The organism is Noviherbaspirillum sp. (genome assembly GCF_035627455.1).
Taxonomy (GTDB): Bacteria; Pseudomonadota; Gammaproteobacteria; order Burkholderiales; family Burkholderiaceae_D; genus Noviherbaspirillum.
Map to the genome: position 1 here is coordinate 42,997 of NZ_DASPLS010000084.1, position 19,949 is coordinate 62,945.

16 protein-coding genes are annotated in these 19,949 nt (G+C 65.9%); 5 read left to right on the forward strand and 11 right to left on the reverse strand.

Features of this window, described 5'->3' with window-relative positions; all coding sequences use genetic code 11:
- Positions 1-18: 18 nt before the first annotated feature.
- Positions 19-990, reverse strand: coding sequence for a GlxA family transcriptional regulator (locus VEC01_RS16060; RefSeq protein WP_324901915.1), 972 nt, complete (start codon positions 988-990; stop codon positions 19-21).
- Between the two features lie 168 nt (positions 991-1,158).
- Between VEC01_RS16060 and VEC01_RS16065 the strand changes: the two genes are divergently transcribed.
- The gene (locus VEC01_RS16065; RefSeq protein ID WP_324901916.1) at positions 1,159-1,995 is read left to right on the forward strand and encodes a dienelactone hydrolase family protein; all 837 of its coding nucleotides are present in this window, start codon (positions 1,159-1,161) and stop codon (positions 1,993-1,995) included.
- 41 nt (positions 1,996-2,036) lie between these two features.
- Here the strand turns inward: VEC01_RS16065 and VEC01_RS16070 are convergent, their stop codons facing one another.
- Positions 2,037-3,230 carry a hypothetical protein gene (locus tag VEC01_RS16070; protein WP_324901917.1) on the reverse strand — a complete coding sequence of 398 codons (1,194 nt, stop codon included), beginning with the start codon at positions 3,228-3,230 and terminating at the stop codon, positions 2,037-2,039.
- Positions 3,231-3,703: 473 nt separating this feature from the next.
- Positions 3,704-5,122, reverse strand: coding sequence for a PLP-dependent aminotransferase family protein (locus VEC01_RS16075; RefSeq protein WP_324901930.1), 1,419 nt, complete (start codon positions 5,120-5,122; stop codon positions 3,704-3,706).
- A gap of 146 nt (positions 5,123-5,268) precedes the next feature.
- Between VEC01_RS16075 and VEC01_RS16080 the strand changes: the two genes are divergently transcribed.
- Together VEC01_RS16080 and VEC01_RS16085 are read left to right on the forward strand one after the other, a co-directional pair.
- Positions 5,269-6,588, forward strand: coding sequence for an aspartate aminotransferase family protein (locus VEC01_RS16080; protein WP_324901918.1), 1,320 nt, complete (start codon positions 5,269-5,271; stop codon positions 6,586-6,588).
- A 73-nt stretch (positions 6,589-6,661) separates the two neighbouring features.
- Positions 6,662-8,155 carry a CoA-acylating methylmalonate-semialdehyde dehydrogenase gene (locus tag VEC01_RS16085; RefSeq protein ID WP_324901919.1) on the forward strand — a complete coding sequence of 498 codons (1,494 nt, stop codon included), beginning with the start codon at positions 6,662-6,664 and terminating at the stop codon, positions 8,153-8,155.
- Positions 8,156-8,173: 18 nt separating this feature from the next.
- On the opposite strand, the gene VEC01_RS16090 is transcribed toward VEC01_RS16085, so the two are convergent.
- The 3 genes from VEC01_RS16090 to VEC01_RS16100 all read right to left on the reverse strand — a co-directional run bounded on the left by VEC01_RS16090 (position 8,174) and on the right by VEC01_RS16100 (position 13,867).
- The gene (locus VEC01_RS16090) at positions 8,174-9,325 is read right to left on the reverse strand and encodes an SMP-30/gluconolactonase/LRE family protein (RefSeq protein WP_324901920.1); all 1,152 of its coding nucleotides are present in this window, start codon (positions 9,323-9,325) and stop codon (positions 8,174-8,176) included.
- 459 nt (positions 9,326-9,784) lie between these two features.
- Positions 9,785-11,518 carry a methyl-accepting chemotaxis protein gene (locus VEC01_RS16095; RefSeq protein WP_324901921.1) on the reverse strand — a complete coding sequence of 578 codons (1,734 nt, stop codon included), beginning with the start codon at positions 11,516-11,518 and terminating at the stop codon, positions 9,785-9,787.
- An 84-nt stretch (positions 11,519-11,602) separates the two neighbouring features.
- The gene (locus VEC01_RS16100) at positions 11,603-13,867 is read right to left on the reverse strand and encodes a putative bifunctional diguanylate cyclase/phosphodiesterase (RefSeq protein WP_324901922.1); all 2,265 of its coding nucleotides are present in this window, start codon (positions 13,865-13,867) and stop codon (positions 11,603-11,605) included.
- Positions 13,868-14,148: 281 nt separating this feature from the next.
- Here VEC01_RS16100 and VEC01_RS16105 point away from each other — a divergent pair, with 281 nt between their 5' ends.
- Positions 14,149-14,373, forward strand: a complete 225-nt coding sequence (locus VEC01_RS16105; protein WP_324901923.1) for a hypothetical protein — start codon at positions 14,149-14,151, stop codon at positions 14,371-14,373.
- A 54-nt stretch (positions 14,374-14,427) separates the two neighbouring features.
- Here the strand turns inward: VEC01_RS16105 and VEC01_RS16110 are convergent, their stop codons facing one another.
- Genes VEC01_RS16110 through VEC01_RS16120 form a run of 3 tightly spaced genes read right to left on the reverse strand, consistent with a single transcriptional unit; the run spans position 14,428 to position 17,832 of the window.
- Entirely contained in the window at positions 14,428-15,429 is a 1,002-nt protein-coding gene (locus VEC01_RS16110; RefSeq protein ID WP_324901924.1) for an alpha/beta fold hydrolase, read from the reverse strand.
- Entirely contained in the window at positions 15,426-16,235 is an 810-nt protein-coding gene (locus VEC01_RS16115) for an SDR family oxidoreductase (RefSeq protein WP_324901925.1), read from the reverse strand. Before VEC01_RS16115 ends, VEC01_RS16110 begins: the two co-directional genes overlap by 4 nt.
- Before the next feature lie 37 nt (positions 16,236-16,272).
- A complete protein-coding gene (locus tag VEC01_RS16120) occupies positions 16,273-17,832 on the reverse strand; it encodes a flavin-containing monooxygenase (RefSeq protein ID WP_414691464.1) in 1,560 nt (519 codons plus the stop codon).
- Between the two features lie 178 nt (positions 17,833-18,010).
- On the opposite strand from VEC01_RS16120, the gene VEC01_RS16125 reads away from it, so the two are divergent.
- Positions 18,011-18,667, forward strand: coding sequence for a TetR/AcrR family transcriptional regulator (locus VEC01_RS16125; RefSeq protein ID WP_324901927.1), 657 nt, complete (start codon positions 18,011-18,013; stop codon positions 18,665-18,667).
- A gap of 90 nt (positions 18,668-18,757) precedes the next feature.
- Here the strand turns inward: VEC01_RS16125 and VEC01_RS16130 are convergent, their stop codons facing one another.
- Together VEC01_RS16130 and VEC01_RS16135 are read right to left on the reverse strand one after the other, a co-directional pair.
- Positions 18,758-19,216: a DUF2244 domain-containing protein gene (locus tag VEC01_RS16130; RefSeq protein ID WP_324901928.1), complete on the reverse strand. Its 459-nt coding sequence runs from the start codon at positions 19,214-19,216 to the stop codon at positions 18,758-18,760.
- Positions 19,217-19,256: 40 nt separating this feature from the next.
- The coding region (locus tag VEC01_RS16135) for a cbb3-type cytochrome c oxidase subunit I (protein WP_324901929.1) at positions 19,257-19,949 on the reverse strand (693 nt) is incomplete at its 5' end.

Genomic DNA, 19,949 nt, shown 5'->3' on the forward strand with positions numbered 1-19,949 from the left:
GCGCTGCGTGCGGGATTGCTAGCCGCGCAGAGCAGCCGGCGTCGTGCCGAATTCGCGCCTGACCAGTTTGCGCAGCGCGGTGCCGTCCTGATATCCCACCCTTGCCGCAACGGCTTCAATGGACAGGGATGTCGACTCGATCAGATGCGCGGCATGCAGCAGCCGCCGGCGCTGAATCAGCTTGACCGGCGATATGCCCGTAGCCGCCCCGACGCGCCTGGCCAATGTTTTGGGCGACACCGCCAGCGCCGCGGCGAGCGCCGTGATGCTGATCGGCTCCGCCAGGTGCGCATCGATCCAGCGCTCCGCCGCGATGACGGTCGGATCCACATGCTGCACGTGGTCCTGCATCATGTAACGCGCCTGCGACGGGCGCTGGTCGATCAGCAGGTAGCGCGAGCACAGGTGCGCCGCCGCCGTGCCCATCGTGTCGACGACGACCGCCAGCGCCAGGTCGAGCTGCGCGTAGGCGGAGCCGGCAGTCAGATAGCGGCCGTCGCGCACCAGCATCTTCGTCTCGTCCAGCCGGATGCCCGGGTAGCGGTCCCGGAACAGGTGTGCCAGCCACCAGGTCATCGTGACATCGCGCCCGGCCAGCAGCCCGGATTGCGCAAGCAGGAATACCGAGGAGCATGATGCGCCGATCCGCGTGGACGCCGGCGCCTGCCGCAGCAGCGCCATCGCGGCCGCCGCATCCTTCTGCGCGAGGCGCGCCGCGATCGCTCCGTCGGAAACCAGCCCGAGCCCCGGCACGATGATCCAGTCCGGCCACCTGTCTGTCGCGGACAGCTGCGCGAAGGACATGTCCGGCTTCAGCTGCAGGCCGCCGCCGGTCCGCACCGACTTCCTGTATCCGGCAACGAGAATCCGGACCTGGCCCGGCTTGCGTGCGCGGGAAAGGAAAGACTGTCCCGCCCGCAGCGTATCGAGCGTGATCGCAAGGCTGGAATCCATCACGCCGTCGAGGGCAAGGATCAGGATCGTTTTCATTTGTCCATTTTGACATGAAAGATGTCGGGATTATCCATTCCCGGTTTTTCCTGCGCGCGCCAGACTGAGCACTGCTTCATTCCAATAAACCCGCGTCCTGCCCGGCGCCGCCGCAAGAGCGCGCATCGCGCCGGGCCGGCCGGTCCAAACCCTGAAGGAGAGCAGCCGATGTCGAAACGGAGCATGCATGAAGACGACCCGCTGGAGGATTTCATTCGCCGCGACATCATCTTCGACGGTGCCGCGAAGCGGGTGTATGTGGCCGGCAGCGGGCCGGCAGTGATTGTGATGACGGAGATGCCGGGCATCAGTCCGCAGGTCGCGCGATTCAGCCGCTGGGTGCGGGATGCGGGATTCACGGTGTACATGCCGTCGCTGTTCGGCCGGGACGGTGCGGTGCCGACGGTGGAAGAGGGCAGGGCCGTGCTGCAGCGCGCCTGCGTTTCCGCGGAGTTCCGCGCCTTCGCGGCAAACGCATCGAGCCCTGTGACCGTCTGGCTGCGTGCGCTCGCACGCCTGGCGCACCAGGAGTGCGGCGGCCCCGGTGTCGGCGCAATCGGAATGTGTTTCACCGGCAACTTCGCGCTGACGATGATGCTGGACCCGGCGATGCTCGCGCCGGTGCTGGCCCAGCCCTCGCTGCCGTTCAACGACCCGGGCGGGATCGAGATGGCGCCGGACGAGCTGGCGGCGGTGCGGCGGCGCCTGGACCAGGAGGACCTGACGGTGCTGGCCTACCGCTTCGATGGCGACCGCATCTGCACCGCGCAGCGCTTCGCCGCCTATTCCCGTGCGCTCGGCGAGCGTTTTGTCGCGCGCGTGCTGCCCGACAGCGCCGCCAGCCGCGAATTGTCGCCGTTCTTCGAGAAAGTGGTGGGCTGCCCGCACAGCGTGGTGACGGCGCACCTGATCGACGAGGCGGGCCAGCCGACCATCGCCGCGCGCGACGAGATTCTCGCCTTCTTTGCGCAGCGCCTGGCCCCCCGCACGCACGGCCAAGCCTGACCAGCGGCGAGGATTGTTTACCCCCGCCGCCGGCGCGACGCCTATTGCGCCGGATACATGCGAATCCAGGCGCTGCCGCTGATGCCGCCGCCGGTCACAGGCGGCTGCGTGTTGACAGTGATCGACTGGCCGATCAGGTCCTTCAGCGGTACCGCCGGGAAACCGGGCGACGCCACGGCCGCGGGACGCACGATCTTGCTGACAGACGACAGGGTGACGTGCATCGTGAAATGGCCGGCGATCGATTGCAGCGCCGCGAGGCGGTCGCCGGCCTGCGAGAAGCCGGTTTCGAGGTCCATGAACAGGATGACGCTGCCGGTGTCGCCGTAACCGTCCGGAACCTGTGTCAGCGGCAGCAGGCGCACGGTGCCGGCCGGCGCCGGCAGGCTTTCGCGCACTTCGACGCCTGCGGCGCTGCGGCCGTAGACATGCAGGCGCGCGGTGTCGAGCAGGCGGACCGAAGTCAGCCGGCCGTTCTGGTCGGTCGCCATCTCCACATTGTCGATGACGAAGCGCATGACTTCGGGGACCTGGCCGGCGCCGACGCCGGGGGAGCCGGCGCGCTCGGTCAGGTCGAACGCGATGCGGCCGACCACCCGCTGGTTGCCGACCTGCTGGCCCGTTTCCGACGGCAGCAGATGGGTGCCGATGCGGATACCGAAGGCTGCGATCGGCGCCGCCGGCGCAACCGCCGGCGGCTGGATCGCACAGGTGCCGTCGATTTCGATCGTGCAGCCGGAAGCCGCCGCGTCGGCGGCAAGATTGGGCAGATGAGCCACCGGGCTGCCGGATGCCAGGTCGACGATGCCGGTCGGGCTTTCGAAGGTGTTCAGCGTGACCGGCAGATAGAGGTAGCGGTTGGTGCGCAGGTAGAGGATCTGGTTCGACACCAGCGTCATGTGGCCGTTGAACCGCTGATCGGTGACAGCAACGGGAGTGGGGTCGGATGCCCCGGGCGTGCTTCCGGCATTCGGTGTGGAGGGCGTGCCGCCGGCTGTGGGCGTGTTGCCGCTGCCTGCCGGCGTGGTGCCCGCCGTGGTGCCAGGTGTCGTGCCCGTAGCCGTGCCCGGCGCTGTTGCACCCGGCGATGACGTGCCGGAGGGCGTCGCCGTGGCGGGCGTGGTGTTGGTGGCAGTGGTGCCGGACGCGACCGGCGCGGTGTCGTCGCCGCCGCCGCAGGCGGCGAGCAGCGCCGAGACGGCAATCAGCGGCAGCAATTTCTTTTTCTGGAACATGCGGTCATCCTCCGAAGGTTGGGTTGGGGAATACCTCGACATTGCTTTCTATACTGCGGAGCAAGCAGGAGCGGTCGGTGGCCGGGTGGCGGTAGTGAGCGGGCCGTCCGGACGGGAGTCGTGCGGCCGGCCCGGGCAGCGGCTTGATCATCCGGTGCGGGGCCCTGGTGCCGGCGGCACGCCGCGAAGTGAAATGCACGGAGCCGGCCCCCGGGACGGGCTGCGGCCACGGACCAGGGCGGCATGCGGCACGAGGCGTGTCACGCCTCGCGATCACGGCGACAGGCAGGGTGGTCCGCTTCATCCGCAGGTTGCACGACACTCGGGGCAAGTCATGAGGGGAGATGCTGCCCGCGCGATCTGCGTGCCGTTTTGTGACGGCTCAAATGCGCGCCTGCATCGGAACGGAGAGCAGACCGGCGTCAAAACCGGGAACCTTGGCCGCTATTGCCATTCCTGGCGCTGCGCCTGTCTCAAATTGTCCGGAAGAACTCCAGCAGCTCCGGCGCATCCGAATACGCTACGTTGAACCGGAACCAGGGGCAGTCCGACTGCGACAGCTGGAAGAATTCGCCGGGCGCGAGCCAGATTCCCTTCTTCAGCGCACGGTCGGCGATCTCGCGCGCGCGCATTCCCGGACGGTCGAGCCGGGCCCAGTAGAACATCCCGCCGCGCGGCGCCGCGAACGGGATCAGGCCCGCCTCTTCCAGCCGGGCGGCAATGCGGGACTGCGCATGGAGCAGCGATGCCGACAGGCGTTCCACGTGCTTGCGGTGATGGCCCTCGGTCAGCACCGCATGCACCAGGCGTTCCGTGATCTCCGAGCTGGTCAGCGTCAGCGCCATCTTGGTCCGTGCCAGTTCGCGCGCCAGTTCCGGCTGGCAGGCGGCAAAGCCCATGCGCAGCGACGGCGCGATCGTCTTGGAGAATCCGCCGACGTAGATCACGCGTTGCAGGCCGTCGAGCGCCGCGAGCATCGGATCGGTCGGCTGCGCGAGTTCCCGGTACAGGTCGTCTTCCACCACCCAGAAGTTGTAACGATCGGCAATCTGCAGCACGCGCATCGCGCAGGCCGGCGTGTACGACGTCCCGGTCGGGTTCTGCAGCACCGGATTGGTGAAGAACAGCCGGGGCTGGTGTTCCCTGGCCAGCCGCTCCAGCGCCTCGAGGTCGACGCCGTTCGGCGTGCGCGGCACGCCGACCACCCGCACTTCCGCCAGCCTGAGGATCGCCATCAGGTTGCAGTAGCCGGGATCTTCCATGAAGACGGTATCGCCGCGCTTGACCATGGTGCGCACGATCAGGTCGAGCGCCTGCGTCGCGCCGTGCGTCGTCACCACCTGGTCGACCGACACGTCCAGCGACCAGCGGCCGAGCGACTGCGCGATCGTCTGCCGCAGCGGCACGTAACCGTAAGGGTGACCGTAGCCGACCTGCTGCGCGGCCGGCGCGCGCAACACCCGCCGCTCCGCCATGTGCAGTCCCTCGGCATCCAGCAGGCGCTGCGGCAGCCAGCCGCAGCCCGCCTTGATCGGCACCCGGTCGTCGGCAAACACTTCCGACAGCAGCCAGGCGGAATCGATCTCCGGATTGTGCGGGATGAGCGGCCGGCCGCTGTCGCGGGTGCCGTCGCGCCGGTGCACGAAGAATCCGGCGCCGCGCCGTGCAAACAGCAGCCCGGTCGCCACCAGCCGCTCATAGGCGTCCACCGTGGTCGATACGCTGATGCCGTGCATGGCGGCGAACTGCCGCACCGACGGCAGCCGCTCGCCGGCGCGCAGTACGCCCGCCTCGATCCGCTGCGCCAGCTTCGCTGCCACCTGGTCCACCAGGCTCTGGCCGGAATCCGGCACCAGCTGCAGCTGGAATGCGTCTTGCCGCTCGCGCGCCATGATGTCTCCCTGATGAGGTATCGCTGCCAATACAGTTCGTAAAATTGGGCAGTACAGTTTTCCAAGTAAATGGAAAGTGTATCCAACAACGCGGATTGTAGCTGGAATAATGCAAGCTACCATCAACCACCGAACGGAATGCCGCGATGAGCCAGAACCCGCATGACCAGGATCTTTCCGCCTATTGGATGCCGTTTACCGCGAACCGCGATTTCAAGGCGAACCCGCGCCTGCTGGTTTCCGCGCAAGGCATGTACTACCGCGACGCCGCGGGCAACGCGGTGCTGGACGGCACTGCCGGCCTGTGGTGCGTGCCGCTCGGCCATGCGCAGCCGAAGATCATCAAGGCGGTGCAGGACATGGTCGCGACCCTCGATTACGCGCCCTCGTTCCAGATGGGACATCCGGCGGCGTTCGAGCTGGCGGCGCGCCTGAAGCAGTACACGGGCGGCCGCTTCAGCCACAGTTTCTATACCAATTCCGGTTCCGAGTCGGTCGACTCCGCGCTCAAGATCGCGCTGGCCTACCACCGCGCGCGCGGCGAGGGCAGCCGTACCCGCCTGATCGGCCGCGAGCGCGGCTATCATGGCGTCGGCTTCGGCGGCATGTCGGTCGGCGGCATCGCCGGCAACCGCAAGGCCTTCGGCCCGCTGCTGTCCGGCGTCGACCACCTGCCGCATACCCACAACCTGCAGGAAAACGCATTCACCCGCGGCGAGCCTGCCTGGGGCGCGCACCTGGCCGACGAACTCGAGCGCATCGTCGCGCTCCACGATGCGTCGACCATCGCCGCCGTCATCGTCGAGCCGGTCGCCGGCTCCACCGGCGTGCTGATCCCGCCCAAGGGCTACCTGAAGCGGCTGCGCGAGATCTGCACCAAGCACGGCATCCTGCTCATCTTCGATGAAGTCATCACCGGCTTCGGCCGCCTGACCACGCCGTTCGCCTTCGACTACTTCGACGTCGAGCCGGACATGGTGACCACCGCCAAGGGCCTGACCAACGGCGTGGTGCCGATGGGCGCGGTCTTCGTCAAGCAGGCGATCCACGACACGCTGATGGCCAGCCCGCCGGGCATCGAGCTGTTCCATGGTTATACCTATTCCGGCCATCCGCTGGCCTGCGCCGCCGCGCTGGCAACCCTCGACGTGTTCGCGGAGCAGGACGTGCTGGCGCATGCGCGGAAGCTGACCGGCTACTGGGAAGATGCGGTGCATTCGATCAAGGGACTGCCGCATGTGATCGACCTGCGCAATATCGGCCTGATCGCCGGCATCGAACTCGAACCGATTCCCGGCAAGCCGGGCCTGCGCGCGATGACCGCATTCAAGCGCGCGTTCGCGGACGGCATCCTGATCCGCGTCACCGGCGACATCATCGCGCTGTCGCCGCCGCTGGTGCTCGAGAAGAAACACATCGACGAGCTGTTCGGCAAGCTGGCCGCGATTCTCAAGACCCTCGATTAACACCGGCGGCGCGCCACTTTCGCGTGCCGCCCGCAATCCCGAATACGCAACCGAAGAAAACAAGTCACGCACCATGGAAACCGTTACCCACTACATCAATGGCCGCCGGATCGACACCGAAAGCGGCCGCTACGCCGACATCTTCAACCCGGCGCTCGGCAAGCCGGTGGCGCGTGTCGCGCTCGGCACCGCGGACGAAGTCAATGCCGCGGTCGAAGCCGCCGCCGGCGCTTTCCCGGGCTGGGCCGGCACGCCGCCGCTGGCGCGCGCCCGCGTGCTGTTCAAATACCTGAACCTGATGCAGAAGCATGCGGACGCGTTCGCCGCCGCGATCACGCGCGAGCACGGCAAGACCTTCGCCGACGCGAAAGGGGAAGTGGCGCGCGGCATCGAAGTGGTGGAGTTCGCGGTCGGCATTCCGCACCTGCTCAAGGGCGAATACACCGGCGACGTCGCGCGCGGCATCGATGCCTGGGCGATGCGCCAGCCGCTGGGCGTGGTCGCCGGCATCACGCCGTTCAATTTCCCGGTGATGGTGCCGATGTGGATGTTCCCGATCGCGCTTGCCTGCGGCAACACCTTCGTGCTCAAGCCGTCCGAGCGCGACCCGAGCGTATCGCTGATGCATGCCGAGCTGCTGCAGGAAGCCGGCCTGCCCGCCGGCGTGTTCAACGTGGTGCAGGGCGACAAGCTTGCAGTCGACGCCTTGCTCGACCATCCGGAAGTGCAGGCCGTCAGCTTCGTCGGCTCCACCCCGATCGCGGAATACATCTACGGGCGCGGCTGCGCGAACGGCAAGCGCGTGCAGGCCCTTGGCGGCGCGAAGAATCATATGGTGGTCATGCCGGACGCCGACATGCAGATGGCGGTCGACGCGCTCGTCGGCGCCGCCTACGGCTCGGCGGGTGAGCGCTGCATGGCGATCTCGGTGGCGGTCGCGGTCGGCGATGCCGGCGACAAGCTGGTTGCCGCGCTCGCCGAGCGTACCCGCGAACTGAAGATCAATGACGGGATGGAGCCGGATGCGGAAATGGGGCCAATCGTCACGCAGGCCGCGAAGGAACGCATCGAACGCCTCATCGGCACCGGGGTGGAGGAGGGCGCGACGCTGGTGGTCGACGGCCGCAACTACGTGGTGCCGGGACGGGAAGAGGGCTTCTTCGTGGGCGGCACCCTGTTCGACCATGTCACCCCCGGCATGACGATCTACAAGGAAGAAATCTTCGGCCCCGTGTTGTGCGTGCTGCGCGCGCCCGACGTGGCGACCGCGGTCAGGCTGATCAACCACCATGAGTACGGCAACGGCGTGGCGGTGTTCACCCGCGACGGCGGCGTGGCGCGGGAATTCGTTGCGCAGATCAAGGCGGGCATGGTCGGCGTCAATGTGCCGCTGCCGGTGCCGATGGCCTTCGGCAGCTTCGGCGGCTGGAAGCGCAGCCTGTTCGGCGACCACCACGTCTACGGGCCGGAAGGCGTGCGTTTCTACACCCGGCACAAGGCGGTGATGCAGCGCTGGCCGAATACCGCGTCGGCGGGGCCGGAGTTCGCGTTTCCCCAGATGAAATAGGCGAGACCGCCCAAGGGCTCAGAGTCCGCGGCCCTCTTTCGGCAACCAGCCGAGCCGCGGCGCGTGCAGGCTCTGGATGTACAGGCGGTCCGCGGTTTCGGTGACGCCTGTGGTTTCGGGATACTTGCCGCCCGGGTCCTGGAGATCGGCGGTCACCCGCCCGGTTTCATCAAAGGCAAACACATGGCCGTAAGACGGCGGCAGCGGCCACAAGGCTTTCGGCAGGCGCGCCGCCATGCTGCGCAGGAAAGGATGCGCGGCCAGCTTGTCGGCGACCGCGCTGCGCGGCTTGGCCAGCCCTGCCCAGATGCGCCCGTCCCTGCCGCGCAGCAGGTTGTCCGGGTATCCCGGCAGGTTGGCTAGGAGGACGCTTGCCTGCGTGCCATTGCCACTGCCCGCCTTCAAGTCCAGGTTGCGCGCCGACGCTGCCACTTTCCATATCCGGTATGCGCCGGTTTCAGCCACGAACAGCGCTTTTTCGTCGGCCGACAGTGCAATGCCGTTGGCGAACGACAGTCCGTGCGCGACGACTTCGACGGTCTGCCGCTGCGGGTCGTATACCAGCACCCGTCCGGTTGCGGAGTGCTCCATGATGTCGAGAATGCTGGCGTCGAATTCGCCCCATTGCGCGGCGCCAAAGCGGCGCGACGCATCCGTGAAATAGATGCGGCCGTCCTGCGCGACCGTCACCGCGTCGGCAAAGCGGATCGGATCGTCAATGCCGTCGACCCGCACCTTGTCCGCGAGCACCGTAATCCTTGCCGCGGTTGCCGCGCCCGCCGGCGCTTCAATCAGCAGCAATCCCTTGATCGAATCGGCGGCCACGACATTGCCGCGACGGTCGAAGTCGAAGCCGAGGACACGGCCGCCGGTCTGCGCCCAGACTTCCAGCGCGCTGCCGTCGGCCTGCATCCGCAGGATCTTGCCGCCGGCAACCGCCGCGTAAAGCAAGCCGTCTGGACCGGGGGCCACATGTTCCGGGCCGCTTTCGGCGCCGAGCGAAATGTAGCGCAGTTCCGCCAGCCGGTGGTTCACCGCAAAGGGGCCTGCGTAACCGGCGTCAACCGGCGCGTTCCATGCCTGCGGCGCAATCGGCACCGGCGCGAAGGTCAGGTAACCGGCAAGCAACAGGATGAGAACGAAGAGGGCGGCCAGTGCCTTGCGTAACATGTCGTCTCCTTTTTGTGGTGGGCCAGGAACCGGATCTGCCGGTTCGCGCCTTGCGAACCATGCCCTCCCTATGTAGCTGCAAGCGGGCGACGATGGCGCAGCCTTGTATGCTGCCCACGTGATCGTGCAGGGCCTTGCGATTGCTCACAACAAGCGTCGCCTCATTGCCGGCAATGCAGGCGATGCACGGACGGCTTGTGGAGTGCGTAGCAAGAGGTATAGGCGTGTCCCGAAAGACGACGCCCCGGCGCAGCAGCGGTTACGAGGGCCTGATGGGATGTGCTCGAGGCGCGGACGGGCCGCCGAGGGGTAGCTGAGGGGTAGCTGAGGGGCCGCCAAGGGGTCCGCTTGCGGGGTGAAGCGCCGCGGCCGAAGCCGGCCGCCGGGGATGTGCCGGGTGTCGTCGTGCTGGCGAATGACACCCGGCCTGCGATTGCAGGTGCCGCATTGCGGCTTGCGTCAGAACTCCTCCCAGCCGTCCGCGCTGGTCGTCGCCGGCAATGCGCTGGGGCGGCGTACGGCGGCCGGGGTGCGCGCGGCGCGGGTCGCGATTGCCTTGGCGGCGGGGCGCGCTTCTTTCGCGACCGCGGCCTGCGCGCGCGGTGCGGGTACTGGTGCCGGTGCCGCGGCAGCCTGCCCCGCATCGAGCTTGAATACCTGTACCGCCTGGTGCAGCTCTTCTGCCTGCTTGTGCATCGCATCGGCAGCGGCGGCCGCTTCTTCCACCAGCGCGGCGTTCTGCTGCGTCACCTGGTCCATCTGCGCAATCGCCTGGTTGACGTGCTCGATGCCGTTGTTCTGCTCCTGGCTGGCCGAGGCGATATCGCCGATCAGGTCGGCCACGCGCTTGACGCTGGTGACCACCTCCTGCATGGTCGCGCCGGCCTGGTCGACCAGCGCGGTGCCGGTATGCACCTTGTCCACCGAGTCGCCGATCAGGACCTTGATTTCCTTGGCGGCCGCAGCCGAACGTTGCGCCAGGGTGCGCACCTCGCCGGCGACCACCGCGAAGCCGCGGCCCTGCTCGCCGGCGCGTGCCGCCTCGACGGCTGCATTCAGGGCGAGAATGTTGGTCTGGAAGGCGATGCCGTCAATGACGCCGATGATATCCACGATCTTCCTGGACGAATCGTTGATCGCGGCCATGGTTTTCACCACTTCCGCCACCACTGCGCCGCCCTTGCCGGCCACTTCCGATGCCTCCACCGCCATCTGGTTGGCCTGCCGCGCATTGTCGGCGTTCTGCTTCACGGTGGAAGTCAGCTCGTCCATCGAGGATGCTGTTTCTTCCAGCGACGCGGCCTGCTGCTCGGTGCGGGCGGAAAGATCAAGGTTGCCGGCCGCCATTTCATTCGTCGCGTCGGTGATCGAATCGGTGCCCTGGCGCACCTTGGTGACGATGCCGAGCAGGCTTTCCTGCATCGTCTTCATTGCAAACAGCAGACTGGTCTGGTCACCGGCCTTGACCTTGACCGGTTCGGACAGGTCGCCGGAAGCGATCCTGCGCGCCACCTCGGCCGCATCTTCCGGGTCGCCGCCGACGGCCCTGTTCAGGCTGCGGATCACCAGCAGTACCGCGCCATTCAGGAAGATGCCGACCACGGTCAGCGCAAGGAACGACTCCCAGAAGTCCCGGATCATCGCATCGGTCAGGTCGTCCAGGTAGACGCCGGTCACGAAGTTCCAGTCCCAGGGCTTGTAGGTCAGCACGTAGGAGCCTTTCGGGAATACCTTGGACTGGTCCGGATGCCCGGGCTTCTGCCACACATATTCCACCCAGCCTTCACCCGAGCTCTTGCCGACCGCGGCCATGTCGCGGAACAGGTAGTTGCCCTCGGCGTCCTTGAAGTCGCCGAGTTCCTTGCCATCCATTTCCGGCTTCATCGGGTGCATCAGCATGCGCGGCTCGGAGGAGATGACCGTCAGGTAGCCATCCGTGCCGAAGCGCATGGCCTTTATCCGCGCCAGTGCCTGTTTTTTCGCCTCGTCCACCGGCAGCGTGCCGGCGGCGGCCATTTCCGCATAGTCCTTCGTGATCGATACCCCGACCTCGGCCGCATATTTCAGCGACAGCTGCCGCTCTTCCAGGCGGCGTACCTTGTTGTGGTAGATGTCTGCTCCCGTGATCGCCCACAGGCTGATCCAGCAGATCGCGAGCGGCGCAAAGAGCTTGGTGCGAAAGGAGAATTTCATGTCTTACTTCCAAAGTGATGCAATGTTGAATAGATGCTGCCGGCTTTGCGGCGCTGCCGGTCCGCGCGGACCGGTTTCGAGAAATCAGTTGAGGGCAATCCCTTGCATACCTCCGGGCGGTGAGACCTCATGCGCGGCAGCCGGGAAGGCTGGCGCAGGCGGTTGAACAACGATATCAAGGTTGGCGCGCCAGCCGCCGAGCCAGCGGCTGAATTCGTCTTCCGGCAACGGGCGGCAGAAATGATAGCCTTGCCCCGCATAGCATCCCTGCTGCCGCAGGTAGGCCAGTTGCTCGGGTGTTTCGATCCCTTCGGCGACCACCTGCAGGTGCAGGTTGCGGCCCAGCCCGATGATCGTGTCGCAGACCACGCGGCCGTTGGCGCTCCTGTCGGCCGCGTTCACGAAGGATCGGTCGATCTTCAGCGTGTCGATCGGCAGGCGGCTCAGGTAGGCAAGACTCGAATAGCCGGTGCCGAAATCGTCGATCGCAATCTTCACGCCGGCGCTGCGCACCGCATTCATGACTTCGATTGCGCGCTCGGGGTCGTCCATCAGCGTCGATTCGGTGAGCTCGATCTCCAGCATGGAGCCGGGCAGCCCGTACCTGCCAAGAAGGGCGCGAATATGCTCCGCCAGCCTGCCGCGCTGGATCTGGATGGCCGACACGTTGACTGCCAGGTTCGCGATGCCGGCTCCGGTGGTGCGCCAGACGCACAGCTGCCTGCATGCCTCCTCCAGCACCCACTCGCCCATCGGTTCGATCAGCCCGGTCTCTTCGGCAAGCGGAATGAACTCCATCGGCGAAACCAGCCCGCGCTCCGGGTGCCGCCAGCGGATCAGCGCTTCCGCGCCGGTCGGTGCGCCGGTGGCAAGGCATACCTTGGGCTGATAGTGCAGTTCGAACTCTTGCTGCTCCAGCGCGCGGCGCAGGTCCATCTCGAGATGGAGCCGTTTTTTCGCGCGGTCCGTCATCGACGAGCTGAAGAAGCGGTAGGTGTTCTTCCCGCTGGCCTTCGCATCGTACATTGCGGTGTCCGCATTCTTCATCAGGCTGGCGGCGTCCTCTCCGTCGATCGGGTAGATTGCAACGCCAAGCGATCCTTCGACACACAGCGTCACGCCGCCCAGCACCATCGGCTCGGCGATGCATTCGACCACGCGGGCCGCGACGGCGCCGATTTCCTCCGGCCTGCCCGGGTTTTCCAGCAGGAGCACGAACTCGTCGCCGCCGAGCCTGGCGACGGTATCGGTTTCGCGCGCGACCTTGCGCAGTCGCTCGCTGACGATCTGCAGCAGCTTGTCGCCCTGGTCATGGCCGAGCGTATCGTTGATGTTCTTGAATCGGTCGAGATCGAGCACGAGCACCGCCAGCCCGCTTCCGGAGCGTTCGGCCAGCGCGATCGAGTGCTGGATGCGGTCGTTGAGCAGGGAGCGGTTCGCCAGTCCGGTCAGCGAGTCGTAGAACGCGAGGTGCTCGATCCGCTGGTCCTTGCGCCATTGTTCGGTGATGTCGTTGAATACGGCGACGTAGCGGATCACGCCGTCCTCGCCGCGCAGGCGCCGGATGGTCTGCGATTCCAGGAATACTTCGCCGCACTTGCGCCGGTTCCAGATCTTGCCCTTCCACTGTCCGGCCGATTCGATGGTGGCCCACATCTCCCGGTAGAACTGTTCGTCGTGCCGGTTCGACTTCAGCAGCCGCGGCGTCTCGCCGATCGCCTCCTCGGCGGTGTAGCCGGTGATCTCGGTGAACGCGGGGTTGACCGACACGATCCTGCCTTTGGCGTCGGTGATCACGATGCCCTCGATCGCGTTGTGGAACACGCTTGCCGCAAGCTCCTGCTGCGCGGCGGCGAGGCGCAGGTAGGCATCCTTGCGCTCCATGCGCGCCGCGATGTAGCCGAGCAGGGTGTACTGGCCGATGCCGGCGGCAAGGTGAATGAGCAGCACATGGGATTCGGGACAGGCGAACAGGAACACCGGCGCGCCGGCTTCCTGCAGGGTGTAAAAGCCGAGATGGTACGAGACGAAGATCCCGCCGGCAAGCGCGACCGGCCAGCGCGCGCGGTAGTACAGGAGCAGCGACGTGAGAATGAACAGCAGGATGTGCGCATCCGGCGAGCCGCCGCTGAAATGCACGAGGAGCGCGGAAATGACGACCGAGGCGGCCGCGTTATAAATCCCGCCTGCCGCTTGTCCCGGCCAGCGCCGCAAGATCAGCGCGGATCCCAGGGCGACAAGCGCGGCGAGGGCAAAGGCAATCAGCCAGCTGCCGGGCGCTGCCTGCGCGGCCAGACCGCTGCGGCAGACCGGGGCAGGAAGACCGCCGGTGGCTGTCAGCCATGCCACACCGGCGACTGCCGGAGTTAGTCCGACAAGCAATATTGCGAAGACTTTGTCTGCATGCGTACGAGAGTAGATGACAGGCAGACCGAGGCTATTCATTCTTTGTCCAATAATTCCGGACAATTCTTGAATCCTTATTGATTCGTGTCAAGTAGGGTTTTCCGCACTCGCCGCTGCGCGCGCCGAGGCCGACTTGCCGAGCAGGCAATGGAAGGCGTATGTTCGCGGCGTCTCGTTGGCAACTGCAGTAGAATTTTTGCCAACGATATGCCGAGGGAGGAATTGTGGACGCTTATGTCATTGTGTTGAACGGACAACCGGTTGGAACGGAGCCGAGCCTGCTCGGGGCGCAGCAGAAAGGGAAGTCCTTCGCTTCGCACAGCCGGACGCTCGCGATCGAGCAGCTGATTCCGATGCAGGAGATCCGCAAGTGGGCGTATGACAAGGAGCGCGGCGCGTGGGCGGATACGCCGGAGATCCGCCCCCTGGAAAGCCGGCCCTGGGCATGAGCAGCGCGCTGCGCGGGCGTCGGAACCGGCCGCGACGCCGCGCAGCGGGCGGCGTCAGTTTTGGACCACCGGCGCCGGCGCGCTGGCGCGGCGTGCAAGGCCCGCGCGGCGCGCGGCATCGCCGATGAAGCGTGCGGTCAGGTCGGGATGCGTCACCGGAAGCATGTGGCCGCCGTCGACCAGTCTGAGTCGCGCGCCCTTGGCCTTGTCGGCCAGACCCTGGCCATGCGTCTTCCAGTCGAGAATGCGGTCCTGGCGTCCGAACAGGATGTCTACCGGGAGGTTCAGTTCCGGATAGCGCGCAACGAGAGCGGGAAGGCGCAGCGGCACTGCTTGCAGATCCTGCGACGCCGCGATGAAGTGGCTCGGGCGCAAGGTGAGCAGGCCGCCGCCGCGCGTGGCGAAGTCGTGCGGTACGGCATCCGGGCCGAAGACTTGCGCGAGCACGACGCGGCTCCCGGCAATCGATGCCGGCACCGCCAGCGTCCACGCGAACAGCGTGCGCAGCCAGGGCGTGGCAATGGTCAGCGCCCTGAACGCGGCCGGCGGCCTGCCGTCCTCGGGCAGATGCGTCAGCGGCGCCAGCAGCGCGAGTCCCGCCACCTGCCGCGGATGCTCGAGCGCCAGTGCCAGAGACACCGCGCCGCCGAGGGAATGGCCGACCACGAACGGGCGCCCCAGCTGCAGCTTGTCGATCAGTTCGGCGATCGCGCCGGCCTGGGCGGAAAGATCGGCCGGTACCGATTTGTCCCGCACGGAATACCCGGAACCGGGCCGGTCCACGGTAACCACGCGGTACTGCCGCGCAAGGCGCTCGGTCACGCCGTAGGTGTAATGGCGCATCTGCCCCGCCAGCCCGTGAATCAGCAGCAGGGGAGGGCCGTCGCCCTGTTCCCGGACATGGAACATGACGCCGGAGACATTCACGAAACGTCCCTGCGGCGGCAGGGCATGCTGCACGCGCCGCGCGGTCCAGCGCGTGAACAAGGCCAGGCCGGCGCCTGCGGCCAGCAGGAATGCGGGCAGGACGACTGCGGCGATCTGCATCGACGTCATTGCGGAATGCTCCTCTTTAACAGCGACCAGTAACCCACCGGCAGGATGCGTTCGATGAGCGATACGACCTTGGCATCCGCTCCCACCAGGATCCGCGTCTTGCGCTGCTCGATGCCGCGTACGATGATTTCGCCTGCTTGTTCCGGCGGCATGCGTAATAGCTTTTCGGCCAGCACCCTGCCGCGCTGGATTTCGCCTTCGTCGACACCCGCCGGCACGCGTGCATTCCTTGCAATGGAAGTGGCGACGCCACCGGGATGAACGACGGTCACGCCGACGCAAGAGCCCTCCAGCTCATGCCGCAGCGCGTTGGAAAAACCGCGCACCGCGAACTTGCTGGCGGAGTAGGCGCACTGGCCGGCCGGCGAGATGAGGCCGTAGAGACTGGATACGTTGACGATGCGCGAATCGTCGCCCGCATGCAGGTAGGGCAGGAAGGCGCGCGTCATCCGCACCACGCCGTGGAAATTGATTTCCATGAGCCAGTCGAAGTCTTCCTCGCTGACCTGCTCGAAGGTGCCGCCCAGCGCGACGCCGGCGTTGTTGACCAGGATATCGACCCGGCCATGCGCGGCATTCACCTCGGCCGGCAGCGCCCGCACCATGTCGCGGCTGGCGACATCGAGCGTATGGCAGGTGACGCGCACGCCGAACGCCTGCGCATCCTGCGCGGTCTGGCGCAGGCCGGCCTGGTTGATGTCGGCGAGCGCCAGGTGGCATCCGCGCCGCGCAAGCGCAATGGAAGTGGCCCGTCCGATGCCGCTGCCGGCACCGGTCACGACGGCCACGCGGCCCTTCAGATTCATGGAGTGGTCCCCTTGGTGATGAGAATCGGTGCTTTGCTCATGCAACCGCCTTGCGCGCCGGCGTAACGCCTGCCGCTTTGGCCCGCACCGAAGAAAAACGCAGGTTCGGATCGGCCACCGGCCCTTTCCTGAGCAATTTGGCATCGGCGGCATAGCTCATCGACATCAGCCACGGAAAGTCGGCGCCCTGACGCGGCAGTTCGTCCAGCGATCGCTTCACATAGCCGGCGCCGAAGTCGAGCAGCGGACGCCTGACCATCGCCGCGTCCCGTACTTCGGGACAGCAGATGTCGAAACCCTTCTCTTCCATGTGCGCCAGCAGGCGGCAGAAGTGTTCGCACAACAGTCCGATCTTCAGTGTCCAGGAAGAATTGGTATAGCCGATGGCGAACGCCAGGTTCGGCACGCCGCTCAGCATCATTCCCTTGAATGCCACCGTGTCCGCAAGCTTCACGGTGCGCCCGTCGACCGTCAGCGGAACGCCGCCGAAGGGCTGCAGGTTGAGGCCGGTGGCAGTAACGATCAGGTCGGCGTCCAGGTGCTCGCCGGACTCGAGCAGCACGCCGGTTTCCGTAAATGTCTTGATGCGCCCGGTGCTGACCGATGCGGCGCCGGCACGGATTGCCTTGAACAGGTCGCCGTCGGGCACCATGCACAAGCGCTGGTCCCAGGGGTTGTACGGCGGATTGAAGTGGACGTCCACCGGATAACCCTTCGGCAGCTGGCGCGCATTCAGCGAGCGGATCAGGTTGCGCGCGCGCTGCGGATGGCGCTGGCAGAACTGCCAGATCATGCGTTGCAGGAAAATGTTCTTGCGCCGGGTCAGGGCATAGGCGAGCCGCTTGCCGAACACCCTGCGCAACAGGTTCGCGATCGCGTCGTGCGACGGAATCGACAGGATGTAGGTTGGCGTACGCTGCAGCATCGCGACATGCGCCGCCTTGCCGGCCATCGCAGGCACCAGCGTGACCGCGGTGGCACCGCTGCCGATCACGACGACGCGCTTTCCGCTGTAGTCGAGTTCTTCCGGCCAGTGCTGCGGATGCACGATCTGTCCGCGGAAGCGTTCCTCGCCAGGGAAGCGCGGCCGGTAACCCTCGTCATAGCGATAGTAGCCCGCCGCCGAAAAGATCCACTTGCTGCGCAAGCTGAGCTTTTCCCCGGTATCGCTGCGTTCGACTTCCACCTGCCAGCATGCATCCTCGCTCGTCCACGCCGCCGAGAGAACCTTGTGGTGATAGCGGATCTTGCGGTCGATGCGGTTTTCGCTCGCGGTTTCGGCGAGATAGGCGAGGATCGCGTCGGCGCCCGCGATCGACTTTTCATTTTCCCAAGGCTTGAACGCATAGCCGAAGGTATGAAGGTCCGAGTCGGAACGGATCCCGGGATAGCGGAACAGATCCCAGGTGCCGCCGAGAGCGCCGCGCGCCTCCAGGATCGTGTAGCTCATGCCGGGACACCGGTTCTGCAGGTAGTAAGCGGCGCCAATGCCGGAAATGCCGGCGCCCACGATCAGCACATCCACATCCGTCACAGTCTTGTCTCCTGTTTTTCTCTTCGGAATTGAACGCCCTGGCGGCGCATCCGCATCAAGCATGCCGTCGTCGATGCATCTGATAACAGCCGTTGTCAGCGCACAGTATATGTGAGAACATGCGTTGTCAATGCGCGCTCCCCGCTGATGATGCCTTTAGAGCCGGGACACTAGTTTCACCTCGCCGCTACAGGGCCTCGGATACAATCGCTGCACTTTCCCACCTCATCAGATGGCCGAAATGATTGAAACCGAAGTCGACAAGCAACCGTCGTCGGAGCGTCCTTACGCAGGCCAGGACCATGCGGAACGTGTCGCGCTGCGGCGGCAGCGGCTGATCAATGCCGGCATCGAACAGTTCGGGACCTTGGGTTACCAAGGAACAACAATGAGAACACTGACCGCCGCGTCGGGCCTGACGAACCGGTATTTCTATGAATCATTCGAGTCGCTGGAGGACTTGCTGGTCGCCTGCTACTGCCATGTGATGGATCAGTTCCGGCTGCGTCTGGTGGCCGTGCTGGAGCGGTCGCCGCCCGGCCTCGAGCCGACTCTCGAGCGTGGTCTGCGCGCCTTTTTCGAGGAAATGCGCAACCCGCATTTCGCCCGCATCACGCAGGTCGAGGTGCTGGGTGTCAGCCCGCGCGTCGACGCCCTCTATACCGGCTACATGAAAGACTTCGGCCGCCTGATCATCGGGGTCATCGCCACGCCGCAGCAAAGGCAGGCGCTGAACAAGCGGGATGCCGACATCCTGGGATTCGCACTGGCCGGCGCGATGTCGGCTGCGGGAGCCTGCTGGATGCGTTCGCACTACCGCGATCCGATCGACCGGATGATCGGCAATACCTTGAAGGTTTTGATCGGCACCGCACAGCAGATCGCTGCCGAGCCCTAGTCTTCCGCTTGCCAGCGCTCCCAGTGCGCCGGCAATAGCCGGGAAGGACGCGTACGCGGACGGCCTCGCGCGGCGCGCGGAGTGCACCATTCAGGACCGCACAAGGCTGCGGGCGCGCAATTCCTGACGCAGTTCAAGCGCGACGCGCCGCCTTCGGGCTTCGGTCACAAAGCATCCCACCTGGACTCTGACGCTGTGCGACTCCAGGTCGATCAGGTCGCGGCTCGATTTCGGTTCGCCAACGCGCGTCCAGCTTGGGTCGAGACGGACCTGGTGTGTTTCCCCGGCAAGGACACGCTCGACCAGCAGGCAGTCGTCGGAGAGGACGATATGTTCATGGTCCGTCGCGTGCCGCGCATAACACAGGAATGCCAGTGCGACGCCGCCCATTTCCAGCATCGTGAACGGCAGTATCTGCCACGCTCCCTGCAGCAGGACGAACATTCCGGCGACGAAAGCGGACAGTGCGAAAAGGATGGCAAAGGCGGCACCGAGCTGGCGCGGCGACAGCGAGCAGTTTCGCTTCAGGTTCCATTCATGCCTGTTCATCGCCCGTCTCCCGTCACTGCGCATGCTGTCCCTGCCGGCGCTACTTCACGACCGGCGGCACTTCGAAGGTATGGAAGGGAGCCGGGCTCGGCACCGTCCATTCGAGCCCATCCGCGCCTTCCCACGGCTTGGCCGGCGCGGGCGCGCCGCCCTTGATGCAGGGCAGGACGACGGCGAACAGGAAGTACACCTGCGTCAGCCCGAACAGGAAAGCGCCGATCGACGTCAGCATGTTGAAATCCGTGAACTGCGTCGGGTAGTCCGCATAGCGGCGCGGCATGCCTGCCAGGCCAAGAAAGTGCATCGGGAAGAATGTGACATTGAGCCAGATCAGCGAGTTCCAGAAGTGGAATTTGCCGCGCGCCTCGTTGTACATATGCCCGGTCCATTTCGGCACCCAGTAGTAGAAACCGGCAAACAGCGCGAACAGCGAGCCGGCCACCAGCACGTAATGGAAGTGGGCGATGACGTAGTAGGTGTCGTGCACCTGGATGTCGATCGGCGACACCGCCAGGATCAGGCCGGAAAAGCCGCCGATCGTAAACACGAAGATGAATCCGACCGCGAACAGCATCGGCGTCTCGAAGGTCAGCGAGCCCTTCCACATCGTCGCGATCCAGTTGAACACCTTCACGCCGGTGGGCACCGCGATCAGCATGGTCGCGTACATGAAGAACAGTTGCGCGGTGACCGGCATGCCGGTGGTAAACATGTGGTGCGCCCACACGATGAA

What these genes read in the sequence shown, in the direction of transcription:
- VEC01_RS16125 (WP_324901927.1), top strand. Translation starts at nt 18,011, where the DNA reads ATGATTGAAACCGAAGTCGACAAGCAACCGTCGTCGGAGCGTCCTTAC.
- VEC01_RS16110 (WP_324901924.1), bottom strand. Translation starts at nt 15,429, where the DNA reads ATGACGTCGATGCAGATCGCCGCAGTCGTCCTGCCCGCATTCCTGCTG.
- VEC01_RS16095 (WP_324901921.1), bottom strand. Translation starts at nt 11,518, where the DNA reads ATGAAATTCTCCTTTCGCACCAAGCTCTTTGCGCCGCTCGCGATCTGC.
- VEC01_RS16130 (WP_324901928.1), bottom strand. Translation starts at nt 19,216, where the DNA reads ATGAACAGGCATGAATGGAACCTGAAGCGAAACTGCTCGCTGTCGCCG.
- VEC01_RS16085 (WP_324901919.1), top strand. Translation starts at nt 6,662, where the DNA reads ATGGAAACCGTTACCCACTACATCAATGGCCGCCGGATCGACACCGAA.
- VEC01_RS16090 (WP_324901920.1), bottom strand. Translation starts at nt 9,325, where the DNA reads ATGTTACGCAAGGCACTGGCCGCCCTCTTCGTTCTCATCCTGTTGCTT.
- VEC01_RS16075 (WP_324901930.1), bottom strand. Translation starts at nt 5,122, where the DNA reads ATGGCGCGCGAGCGGCAAGACGCATTCCAGCTGCAGCTGGTGCCGGAT.
- VEC01_RS16070 (WP_324901917.1), bottom strand. Translation starts at nt 3,230, where the DNA reads ATGTTCCAGAAAAAGAAATTGCTGCCGCTGATTGCCGTCTCGGCGCTG.
- VEC01_RS16080 (WP_324901918.1), top strand. Translation starts at nt 5,269, where the DNA reads ATGAGCCAGAACCCGCATGACCAGGATCTTTCCGCCTATTGGATGCCG.
- VEC01_RS16060 (WP_324901915.1), bottom strand. Translation starts at nt 990, where the DNA reads ATGAAAACGATCCTGATCCTTGCCCTCGACGGCGTGATGGATTCCAGC.
- VEC01_RS16065 (WP_324901916.1), top strand. Translation starts at nt 1,159, where the DNA reads ATGTCGAAACGGAGCATGCATGAAGACGACCCGCTGGAGGATTTCATT.
- VEC01_RS16115 (WP_324901925.1), bottom strand. Translation starts at nt 16,235, where the DNA reads ATGAATCTGAAGGGCCGCGTGGCCGTCGTGACCGGTGCCGGCAGCGGC.
- VEC01_RS16120 (WP_414691464.1), bottom strand. Translation starts at nt 17,832, where the DNA reads ATGCTTGATGCGGATGCGCCGCCAGGGCGTTCAATTCCGAAGAGAAAA.